The sequence below is a fragment of the Streptomyces sp. SAT1 genome, from assembly GCF_001654495.1.
Classification (GTDB): domain Bacteria; phylum Actinomycetota; class Actinomycetes; order Streptomycetales; family Streptomycetaceae; genus Streptomyces; species Streptomyces andamanensis.
The window spans coordinates 4,480,259-4,491,011 of record NZ_CP015849.1; the positions used below are offsets into that span (position 1 = coordinate 4,480,259).

11 protein-coding genes are annotated in these 10,753 nt (G+C 69.5%); 3 read left to right on the top strand and 8 right to left on the bottom strand.

The genetic code is table 11. The features are described 5' to 3' along the window. Positions 1–62 precede the first annotated feature (62 nt). Positions 63–473: a VOC family protein gene (locus tag A8713_RS19445; RefSeq protein WP_064534822.1), complete on the bottom strand. Its 411-nt coding sequence runs from the start codon at positions 471–473 to the stop codon at positions 63–65. 493 nt (positions 474–966) lie between these two features. Beyond that, positions 967–2,508 carry an MFS transporter gene (locus A8713_RS19450; RefSeq protein WP_064534824.1) on the bottom strand — a complete coding sequence of 514 codons (1,542 nt, stop codon included), beginning with the start codon at positions 2,506–2,508 and terminating at the stop codon, positions 967–969. Positions 2,509–2,648: 140 nt separating this feature from the next. On the opposite strand from A8713_RS19450, the gene A8713_RS19455 reads away from it, so the two are divergent. Next, a complete protein-coding gene (locus A8713_RS19455) occupies positions 2,649–2,939 on the top strand; it encodes a winged helix-turn-helix transcriptional regulator (protein ID WP_079159045.1) in 291 nt (96 codons plus the stop codon). 10 nt (positions 2,940–2,949) lie between these two features. Here A8713_RS19455 and A8713_RS19460 read toward each other — a convergent pair whose 3' ends face one another. The 6 genes from A8713_RS19460 to A8713_RS19485 are packed head-to-tail and all read right to left on the bottom strand — an operon-like array spanning position 2,950 to position 7,731. After that, positions 2,950–3,555, bottom strand: a complete 606-nt coding sequence (locus A8713_RS19460) for a malonic semialdehyde reductase (protein WP_064534828.1) — start codon at positions 3,553–3,555, stop codon at positions 2,950–2,952. A gap of 4 nt (positions 3,556–3,559) precedes the next feature. Then, positions 3,560–4,873, bottom strand: a complete 1,314-nt coding sequence (locus A8713_RS19465; RefSeq protein WP_064534830.1) for an NtaA/DmoA family FMN-dependent monooxygenase — start codon at positions 4,871–4,873, stop codon at positions 3,560–3,562. A 31-nt stretch (positions 4,874–4,904) separates the two neighbouring features. Then, the gene (locus A8713_RS19470) at positions 4,905–5,696 is read right to left on the bottom strand and encodes a creatininase family protein (RefSeq protein WP_064534832.1); all 792 of its coding nucleotides are present in this window, start codon (positions 5,694–5,696) and stop codon (positions 4,905–4,907) included. After that, positions 5,693–6,556 (bottom strand): dihydroorotate dehydrogenase, encoded by an 864-nt coding sequence (locus tag A8713_RS19475; protein ID WP_257784414.1) that lies wholly within the window; start codon positions 6,554–6,556, stop codon positions 5,693–5,695. The genes A8713_RS19470 and A8713_RS19475 overlap by 4 nt, the downstream gene beginning before the upstream one ends. Before the next feature lie 51 nt (positions 6,557–6,607). Further along, the gene (locus tag A8713_RS19480; protein ID WP_079159046.1) at positions 6,608–7,177 is read right to left on the bottom strand and encodes a nucleoside 2-deoxyribosyltransferase; all 570 of its coding nucleotides are present in this window, start codon (positions 7,175–7,177) and stop codon (positions 6,608–6,610) included. Between the two features lie 35 nt (positions 7,178–7,212). Further along, the gene (locus A8713_RS19485; protein WP_064534837.1) at positions 7,213–7,731 is read right to left on the bottom strand and encodes a flavin reductase family protein; all 519 of its coding nucleotides are present in this window, start codon (positions 7,729–7,731) and stop codon (positions 7,213–7,215) included. A 149-nt stretch (positions 7,732–7,880) separates the two neighbouring features. On the opposite strand from A8713_RS19485, the gene A8713_RS32440 reads away from it, so the two are divergent. After that, positions 7,881–8,879 (top strand): Lrp/AsnC family transcriptional regulator, encoded by a 999-nt coding sequence (locus tag A8713_RS32440; protein ID WP_079159047.1) that lies wholly within the window; start codon positions 7,881–7,883, stop codon positions 8,877–8,879. A 26-nt stretch (positions 8,880–8,905) separates the two neighbouring features. Continuing rightward, on the top strand, positions 8,906–10,612 hold the full coding sequence (locus A8713_RS19495; RefSeq protein WP_237305415.1) for a CTP synthase: 1,707 nt from the start codon (positions 8,906–8,908) through the stop codon (positions 10,610–10,612). Positions 10,613–10,753: the final 141 nt, after the last annotated feature.

Here is a 10,753-nt window from a genome sequence, read left to right on the forward strand (position 1 = left end):
CTCTTCTTCTCGGACACGGACAGAGCCTAGCCAGTGCCCGCGCGCCGTCGGCGGCCGGCCGCTCAGGGCCTGCGGCCCAGCTCCGGGCGCTTGGTGTAGTCGGTGAGACCGAGGACGTTGCCCCAGGGGTCGGCGATCTCCACGGTCCAGCCGGTCGCCTGCGCCACCGGCGCGTCCAGCGGCTCGATCCCGGCCGCCGCCAGCGCGCGGGCCGCCGCGCGGGCGTCCGGGACCTCCAGCCACAGCCGCGGGGTGTGCCAGGGCGGCGGCCGGTGCCCGAGCGCCTCCTGACGGCGCAGCAGGATCCCCGGGGTCTCCCCGCCGACCTTCAGCAGCGCGATCCCCGCCTCGTCCAGCCGGAAGGCCACCGTGAACCCGGCCCGCCCGTAGAAGGCGGCGGCCTCGTCGAGATCACCCACGGCCAGCAGCACGTTGTCGAACCCGAGCAGCTCGTACGACTCGTCATCTGACATGTGATCAGGTTAGGTACGGCCCGGCCGCCCGCCCGCGCGCCCACCCCGCACGGCGGCCCGCGAGGTCACCCGCCCGGCGCACCGGTCCCGCGGGCCCTGTTCCGTACCGTTCCGTACCGGACGCTGTCGGTGAGTCCGGGGGCCGTGTGGGCGGCTCTGGCCGCGGCCACCGGCTCACCGCACCACCGCAGCTCACCGAAATGGCCGTCCGCGCCGTCGAGGCCACGGTGACGGACCGCGCCGCCGACGGCACGGCTCACGCTGCGAGAACCGGACCGAGCACCGCGCTGCCGCAACCGCGCGGCGCCTGACGTCATCCGGCGCACCGGCGGCACCGTGGATGTGAGTCCGGAAAACCATGGCCATGGCCGGGCTGTCCAGCCGGACCGGCTGCGGAGAGCAGTCCGTGCGGCACGATCCAACTCCACGTACCGCGCCCCATACACGGCTCGACGACCGCCTAGCCACACTGGACACGGTCTTCTGGCCGCGCTCACTTCGACGCCTTCGGCCGCAGCATCACCGCCGCCAGGGCCGCCGTCGCGATCAGCACGGTCGTCGCGATGACCGCCACGACCGTGAACCCCCGGTCGTATGCCTGACGGGCCGCCCTCATGACGGCGTCGGCGGTGGGTGACGGCAGGTGGGCGACGGTGTCCTCGGCGGCGGAGAAGGACTCCTCGGCGTGGGCGTGATCGTCGGCGGCAAGACCCGGCACCTTGGGCAGACCGGTGCGGTAGACGAGGGTCAGGGCGGTACCGAGGAACGCGACGCCGAGGCCCGCACCGAGTTCGAAGGAAGTCTCCTGGATGGCGGCGGCCTCTCCGGAGCGCTCGGGTTGGGCGGCGCTCATGATGGAGTCCGCGCCCAGCGTCATCACGATCCCGGCGCCGTACCCGGCACACAGCAGCGGCAGCAGGAGCACCCCGTAGTGCGCGGTGTCCCCGACGGCGGCGATCGCGGCGTAGGCGGCGGCGAAGAGAAGCAGCGCCCCGGTGAGCGAGCGGCGGTTGCCCCAGCGCGCGGAAGCCCAGGGCGCCGTGACCGCGCCGACCGCGTTGGCGGCGGCCAACGGCATCAGGGCGAGCCCGGCGCGCAACGGCGAGTAGCCGCCGACCTGCTGGAGCCACTGGGTGAGGAAGAAGAGCAGAGCGACATAGCTGCCGAAGCAGCCGATGACACACAGGGTGGCGGTGGTGAACCGGCGCTCGTTGAAGAGGGAGAAGTCCAGCAGCGGCTCCGTGAGGCAGCGTTGGCGGCGCACGAAGACGTACAGCAGCGCGGCCCCGCCGACTGCCGTGATCACGATCACGGTGTCCACGCCGGCGTGCTCGCCGGCCTGCTTCAGCGCGTACACCACGCCCGCGAGCCCGGTGACGGAGAGTGCGACACTGGCCACGTCCCAGTGGCGCGGCACGGGGTTCCTCGATTCGGGGACGACGCGGGCGCCCACGGCCAGGATGACGACAATGACGGGGACGTTGACGAGGAACACCGCGCCCCAGCCCCAGCGTTCGGCGACGATCCCGCCGACCAGGGGCCCGATGGTCGCGCCGACGCTGTGCGCGGAGGTCCAGATGCCGATCGCCAGGGCCCGCTCCCGGTCGTCGGTGAAGACGACCCGGATGATCGCAACCGTCGAGGCCATGATCATCGCGGCGGCGACGCCCAACGCGGCACGCGCGGCGATGAGTTGGCCGGTGGAGGTGGAGAACGCGCAGGCGGTCGAGGCGAGACCGAAGGCGAAGAATCCGCTCAGCACCATCTTGCGCCGGCCGATACGGTCCCCGAGTGTCCCGCACGTCACGAGCAGGGCGGCGAGTGCCAGCGAGTACACGTCGACGACCCACAGCAACTGCGCGGCGCTGGGATGGAGGTCGCGGCTCATGCTCGGCACGGCCACATGCAGCACGGTGAGGTCGATCCCGCACAGCAACAGGCTGCCCGAGACCACGGCCAGGACCAGCCAGCGCCGGTCGGGCGAGGCGGTCTCCTCCGGTGTCCGTGCCGGTGCGGGCGCGTCCTTGTTCAACATATCCTCAGTTTCCGCGCGTATCAACGCGAGCCGCAAGTACGATCATTTGTGTCCCCTGGTTCAAATCGGTATACCAATGGAGGTCAGCGGTGCGTTCCGATGTCGAAGAAGCACCCGATTGCTGCTCGGTGGAGTTCGCCATGGAAATTCTTGGCGGCAGATGGAAACTGGCCATTCTGAAGCAGCTGGCGGCGGGTACGCTGCGTTTCGGCGAGCTCCGACGGGCGCTGCCACCGATCACCCAGCGCATGCTGACCCGACAGCTGCGGGAGCTGGAGGCGGACGGGCTGGTGGCCCGGACCGTCCACCGGGAGGTACCGCCGCGCGTGGAGTACACACTGACGGGCGTCGGCCACAGCCTGGACTCCATCACCGAGGAACTGGACAAGTGGGGGCGTTGGTACCGGGAGACGGTCCGGCGTCCGTCATAGCGGCATGGCGTCACAGAGTCGTACGGATCTCGTCGTACGCCAGGCGCGGGCCGCGCGGGCGTGCATCCCGTACGGGCCGGCCGATGTTCACGGCGAACAGCACGGATCGCCGGCCGTCGGGGAAGAATTCGCGGTTGACACCGTCCTCGTCGAATCCGCTCATCGGTCCGGCGGCGAGGCCCGCCGCCCTGATCCCGATGACGAAATAGGCAGCTTGCAGAGTTCCGTTCAGCAGTGCCGAGCGTTCTCTGAAAGCGGGGTCCCGGGTGAACAGGTCCATCGCACCGGGGAACTGGGGGAACTGCTCCGGAAGCCTGCGGTGGAATTCGTTGTCGACGGCGAGGAGTGCGGTCAACGGTGCCTTGAGGGTCTTTTCCCTGTTGCTCCTCGACAGGTGGGCGACCAGCCGCGCCCGGCCGGCGGCCGAGCGCAACAGGAAGATCCTGAGGGGTTGCTGGTTGAAGGCGGTCGGGCCGTCGCGGACCAGGTCGTGGACGGCGCGGACCGTGTCGTCGTCCACGGGGTCGCCGGTGAACCGGTCCGCGGTGAACGCCTTCCGGAACAGCAGGTCCTGGGCGGTGTCGTCCAGGACCAGCCGTCGTGTCGTCTGTGTCATCCGGTCAGAACTCGGTGAGGTTCTGGCGGAGGGTGTTGCCGTGCCTGTAGGCGGTGCGGGTGAGGCCGCGCCGTTGCAGTGCGGGCACCAGCCCGTCGGTGATCTCGGTGACCCAGCGCCGGTTCATGCGCAGTACGGGTGTCGTCAGCATGAAGCCGTCACCGCCGACCTCCTCCATGGCCGCCCCCATCTGCTCGGCGACCTGGTCAGGAGTGCCGACCAGCTCCATCGAGGAGACGAGCCCGCCGGCCGCGTCCATGGCCAGCTCTCGGAGGGTCTTCCCACTGCCCCACTGCTGGAGCTGGTCCAGCGAGCCCTGTTCGCCGTTGGTCTCCAGGCGATACGGCAGCGGCTCGTCGAGGTCGAACTGCGCGAAGTCGATCTCGGTGAGCGCGGAGGTCTCGGCGAGGACATCGTGGATGAACTGCGGGGAAGAGATCTCCCGTCGGTACTTCTCGCGGGCGTCCTCTTCGGTCTCGCCCAGGGTGGGCGTGACACAGAACAGCACCTTGACATCGTCCGGGTTCCGGCCGGCCGCCTCGGCGTGCGCCCGCACCTGGTCGCGGAACTCCTTCATGGCCTTCACGCCGTTGGCGATGGCGATCACCGAGTCCGCGTTGCGCGCGGCGAAGGCCCGGCCCCGGGGCGAGGCACCGGCCTGGGTGAACGCGGGTCGGTGCTGTGGGGACGGCACGGTGTTGAGGGGGCCGCGCACACTGAAGTACTTGCCCCGGAAGTGGATCGGCCGGACCTTCGTGTGGTCGGCGTAGATGCCGTTCTCGCGGTCCAGGACGACGGCGTCGGCGTCCCAGGAGTCGAACAACTGCCGCACCACGTCGACGTATTCGTCGGCCATGGCGTAACGGTCATCCCGGGACGGGAGCTTGTCGAGGCCGAAGTTCTGGGCCGCCAGGTCCTCGGCGCTGGTGACGATGTTCCAGCCGAACCGCCCGCCGAGCATGCTGTCCATGGTGGAGGCCAGCCGGGCGGTCATGAAGGGCGGGTACGCCATCGTGGAGAGGGTGGCGACGATGCCGAGGCAGGAGGTGGCCAGGCCCATTGCCGCGGCCAGCGGGACGGGGTCGTGCTTGGGGACGACCATGCCCTGCCGCAGGGCGCGTTCGGAGGTGCCGCCGTAGCTCTCGGGGACCATCAACTTGTCCTCGATGATCACGTAGTCGAAGCAGGCTCGCTCCAGCGCCTGCGCGACCTCGGTGTGGAAGCGCCCGTCCCAGGGCGAGCCCCCGGTGCCGAAGGGGCCCTGCCAGTCGTCCGGCGTGAAGTTGAAGATACAGGCGAGGTGGAACTTGCTGGTCACTGCTCTCTTCCTCCGGGTCGACGGCTCACGGTCACTTTCCTCCGGATCGGCGGTCGGGCCGGGTCTGGGCGAAGAGCAGCCCCTTGCCGTCGCGGATCATCGCCGTTGCCTCCTCGACGATGTGCCGCAGCAGCTTCTTGCCAAGACCGGCGCTCGATCCGGAAGTCGACGACAGGACACCCTGGTTGGTGCTCTGTCCGACGTCGATCGGGTGCAGGTAGACGCCCGCGCGGGGCGGTGCGTCGTGGTCGGGACGCTCGTCGGTGACGAGGTCGGGGCGCAGATGGAGCATGAGGCTGGTTTCGGTGACCCCGGCGTGCTCGGCATGCCAGCCGGGGAACCGAGGGAGTTCCCCGAGGATCCAGGTATCGCGGACCAGTGACCACCAGCTGAATGCGAACACCTCGGTGTCGTCGAGGAGTCCTCGCTCACGCACCTGGTCGATCGCCTCGAAGAGGAACGGTTCGTTCTCGTAGTGCCCGTTGACGACCACGAGACGGGCCATGGGGAGCGCGACGAGCGCCCGTAGCGTCTCGGCCAGGTAGCGGACGAGGGTGTCGCCGCCGACGTAGAGCGTGCCCGGGAAGTGCAGTCCGCCGCCGCTCTGCGGCAGGGAGCGGGCGCCGACCGCCTGCGCGGGGAGGACGAACGCGTCGAGGGCGTGGGCGAGTTCGGCGGCGACGGCTTCGGCGAGGAGCAGGTCGACGGAGAGCGGGAGGTGCGGACCGTGCTGCTCGATCGCCCCGATCGGCCAGACGACCGTCCGTCCCCGCACCGCGTTCGTGACCTGACTGCTCGTCAAGTCTGTGAGCAGTGGAGTCATAAGGGCGCTCCTTGGGGTTCGCCCAGGAGTTCACGGGTCTCGCCGAGGATGCGCTCCAGTGTGTCGTACATGTCGGTGTGCAGGGCGGTGTAGACCTGCGCGACGTTTGCGCCGACGCTCAGGTAGTCGGCGACGTCCCGGCCGCTGTTCACTCCGCCGACGCCCATGATCGGCAGGGTGACGCCCCGCTTGCGCAGCTGCCACGTTGCCGCCAGGACAAGGGGTTTGAGGCCAGGACCGGAGTAGCCGTAGACGCCGTTCAGTTCGAGGTCGCCGGTCTCGGGTGAGACGGCCGCGCCGGGGATGGTGTCGCTGAGGGTGATGGCGTCGGCGCCGCCGGCGATGGCGGCCCGGACCCGGTCCTGGAGACCCTCGCCGACGGCGAGTTTGACGGACAGGGGCAGCCCGGTGCGGCTGCGGGTGGCGGAGGTGTAGGCGTAGACCCGGTCGGGGTTGTCGTCCTCCAGACCGTCCTCCTCGTTGAGGCAGGAGATGCCGAGTTCCAGGGCCCGGCAGCCGGTCGTCTCGACGTCCCGGGCCAGGGCGGCGAGTTCATCGGGGCTGTCGGCGTGCAGGGAGGCGATGACCGGCAGCCGGTCCTCGGCGAACGAGCGCAGCGCTCGCAGCCAGTGGCTGACCGGTCGCTTGGAGTACGTGGTGCTGTTCAGCATGCCGACGGGCAGCCGCAGGATCCGCTCGTCGAGGCCCTGAGGCGGATTGGGATGGATGGTCTTGGTGACCACGGCTCCGGCGCCCTTTTCCAGCAACCGGCGGATATTGCGTTCCTGGTCCGTGAGCAGCCCGGATCCGACGACCACGGGGGCGGTCAACGGCATTCCGAGGATCGATGTATCGCGCACTCGGTGACTCCGTCCGGAGAATGTGAGCGGGGTGGGGGGTTGGACGGATGCCTAGGCGACGAGACCCGCGCCGATCGCCTCGCGCTGGCGCTCGGTGGCGCCCAGCACGGCGTCGACGAGGAGGCTTGGCTTCTCCGTGAACTCGTCGAAGTCGATGTGCTGGACGAAGCCGACGCGGTGCAGCCCCTTCAGGAGATGGCTGGCGGACTCGACGACGGGTTGCTTGGTGATGAGGACGATGGGCCGCCCGAGGGCCGTGGCCCAACCGAGCTCGACGTGGGTGCCGTCGGTGCGGCGCAGGATGCCGTCCTCCCGCTGGACGGGCAGCACCGGCACGAACACGTCGCACTTCCTCATCCAGCGGAAGTCGCGTACCGAGACCTGCTCGGGTGTGAACGACGCGGTCTCCTCGCCGAACTTCTCGACGACGTGCGCGGAGAACACGTTGGCGCCGTTCTCGGTGACCGTGCCGATGGCCGTGGTGATCGCATCCTGTAACTGGCCGACGAACCCGTCGGCGAGGATGGCATGTTGGATCGGCCCGCCCACGAAGACGTCGAGTCCGGCGAGGAGGCCGGATTGAAGGGCAGCGGACTCGTCGGACGCAGGGGTCACTGACATGGAGGTCTCTCCTTGGGCACGGAGCGGGAGGATGTTCAGGACGCGTCGGCGAGACGCGCGTACCGGCCCCGGTAGAACAGCAGGGGCGCACGCGGCTCGGTCGGCGTGTCCACCCGTCGTACGCCGGCCATGACGACCAGGTGGTCGCCGCCGTCGTACTCGGTGTGCAGGCGGCAGTCGATCCAGGCGGTCGCGTCGGCGAGGCGGGGCGCGCCGCCCGGTGACTGGGTCCACGCGATCTCGTGGAACTTGTCGCCGCCGGAGCGCGCGAACCGTTCGCTGACCGGCTGCTGGGCCTGGGCGAGCACATTGACACAGAAGGATGCGCTGTTCCTGACGATGGGCCAGCTCGTCGACGTACGGCTGACGCACAGAAGGATGCGGGGCGGTTCGAGGGAGAGCGAGGAGAAGGACTGACAGGTGAAGCCGACGGGGCCGGTCGGCCCCATGGCGGTGACCACCGTGACGCCGGAGCAGAACCGCCCCAGGACGGAGCGGAACTCATCGGAGGTGACGTGGTCCTGGACTGCTGCGGTGGTGCTCTCGCGTGCCAAAAGCTCTGTCCTCTCGGGCCGTACAGCCAGGTCGGATCCGAAAAGCGCAAGCCGCATCACCGTGGGCGACGGCTGCACAGTCTGCCCTAGATGAATGAATCAGACAACAGACCTTTCTTCGGTGATAAAGATCCTGCCATATTGACTCCATGCTGATGGATACCGACAGAATCGATGAGGCCGACTGTCTCGACGCACTTGACCGGCGGATCGTGGCCGCACTTCAGATCAGCCCCCGGGCCGGGGTCGCGGAAGTGGCGCGCATCCTCGGCGAGCACGAGCGCGCCGTTGCGCGGCGCGTGCAACGGCTCCTGGACACGGGTGTCACGCACTGCACCGCCGAGTTCGGCCCGCTGCTGCGGGGCCGCGGCCACCCCCTCCACCTGCGATTGAAGAGGGCCGCGGGCTGGCCGGAAAGCGCCAGCACGGCATTGGCCGCGTGGGCCGAGGTCCTTAACGTCGACGCTGTGGCCGGTGGAACCGGTCGTCTCTGGTGCGAACTTCTGGTGGAGACCCGGTCCGCGCTGTACACCGCCACGGCCGACGGCGTCCCTGGCCTGCCCGACGTCGATGTGCTCGGCGCCGACTTCACCCTGCGCACGTTCCGCGACGAGTCCGAGTGGTACGTCCCTGTCCTGACCGAGGAGGAGGAGAAGCGCTTGCGGGCGAGTCTGGTCCAGCCCTTGCCCGGTCCCGCCCAGCCCTACAACCTCACGCCGGGCGACGTCCAGGTCGTCGAAGCACTGAAGCGCAACGCGCGCGTCAGCCTCACCGAACTCGCCGGAGAGCTCGGCTTCTCCACGGCCACGGCCGGCCGCCGGATCACGGCGCTGCTGGAGCGCCGGGCGCTGCGCCTGCGCACGGTCGTCGACCCCACCCTGCTGGGGCGGCCGGTGCGGGCGCGGGTGCGGCTGAAGGTGCACCCGGCCGGTCTCGAAGCCGTCGGCGGCGCCCTGTCCGCCTGCCCGGACGTATTGTTCTGCGCCGCCGTGACGGGCCAGTACAACCTGCTCGTGGACGTCTGCGTAGAGGACGAGGGGAATCTGTACCGCTTCGTTGTCGACACGCTCGGCGTGCTGCCGCACATCTCCGACGTCGGCACCGAGATCGTCCGGCGCCTCCCGCTCAAGAACGGTGCGCCCACATAAGCCCGCCCATGCCCCCGGGAGCCTCCTTGGCCGCGCTGCCGAAAGCCACTACGACCAGACACATCTTCGTCACCGGAGGTGTCGCCTCCTCACTCGGCAAGGGCCTGACCGCCTCCAGCCTCGGCATGCTGCTGAAGGCCCGGGGCCTGCGCGTGGTCATGCAGAAGCTCGACCCGTACCTGAACGTCGACCCGGGCACGATGAACCCGTTCCAGCACGGTGAGGTCTTCGTCACCAACGACGGCGCCGAGACCGACCTGGACATCGGACACTACGAGCGCTTCCTCGACCGAGACCTCGACGGCTCGGCGAACGTCACCACCGGACAGGTGTACAACGCGGTGATCGCCAGCGAGCGCCGGGGCGAGTACCTCGGGGACACGGTCCAGGTGATCCCGCACATCACCGACGAGATCAAGCGTCGTGTCCGTCGCCCGGCGACGGACACGGTGGACGTGGTGATCACGGAAGTGGGTGGCACGGTCGGCGACATCGAGTCGCTGCCGTTCCTGGAGACCGTCCGTCAGCTCCGCCACGAAGTGGGCCGGGAAAAGGTTTTCGTCGTGCACATCTCACTGCTGCCCTACATCGGGCCGTCCGGCGAGCTGAAGACGAAACCGACCCAGCACTCGGTGGCCGCATTACGGAACACCGGCGTCCAGCCGGACGCGATCGTGCTGCGCTGCGACCGCGAGGTGCCTCCTGCGATCAAACGCAAGGTCTCGCTGATGTGCGACGTGGACGAGGCCGCCGTGGTGGCCTGCCCGGACGCCCGTTCGATCTACGACATCCCGAAGGTCGTGCACGCCGAGGGCCTGGACGCCTACGTGGTCCGCAAGCTCGACCTGCCCTTCCGCGACGTGGACTGGACGACCTGGGACGACCTGCTCGACCGCGTCCACAACCCCGACCACGAGATCACCGTCGCCCTGGTCGGCAAGTACATCGACCTGCCCGACGCCTACCTCTCGGTCACCGAGGCGCTGCGCGCCGGCGGCTTCGCGCATCGGGCACGGGTCCGGATCAAGTGGGTGGCCTCGGACGACTGCACCACCCCGGAGAGCGCGAAGGAACAGCTGGCGGGCGTGGACGGCGTCTGCGTCCCCGGAGGCTTCGGCGACCGGGGAGTCCTCGGGAAGGTGGCGGCGATCCGGTACGCCCGCGAGAACAAGGTGCCGCTGTTGGCCCTGTGCCTCGGCCTCCAGTGCGTCGTGATCGAGGCGGCCCGCAACCTGGCCGGGATCCCGGAGGCGGACTCCACCGAGTTCGACGCCGCGACCCGGCACCCGGTGATCTCGACCCTGGCCGAGCAGCTTCCCGTCATCGCGGGTGGGGGCGACCTCGGCGGCTCGATGCGGTTGGGCCTGTACCCGGCCGTACTGGCGGACGGCTCACTCGTGCGTGCGACGTACGACGGGCGAGAGCGGGTCGAGGAGCGGCACCGGCACCGCTACGAGGTCAACAACGCCTACCGCGCCGAGCTGGAGAGCAAGGCCGGCCTGCTGTTCTCGGGCACATCCCCTGACGGCAGGCTGGTGGAGTACGTGGAGTACCCGCGTGACATCCACCCCTACCTCGTCGCCACCCAGGCCCACCCCGAGCTGCGCTCGCGGCCGACGCGCCCGCACCCGCTGTTCGCCGGGCTGGTGAAGGCGATGGTGGAGCGGGCCACATGCGCGGAGTTCCGTTCGGGGGAACGTCTGGCGCCACACCCCGAGGCAGACTCGCAGTAATGCGCCATCGTCGTGTTCGGTCGACGGCTCGGGCGATGGTGAAGGTGATCTCTGCGTCGGTGGCGCCGGTGATCGAGGTGTTCTTCCTGGTCGGCGTCATCGGTGTGGTCCAGCGGCGCGGCGTCCGGTACGGAACGGTAC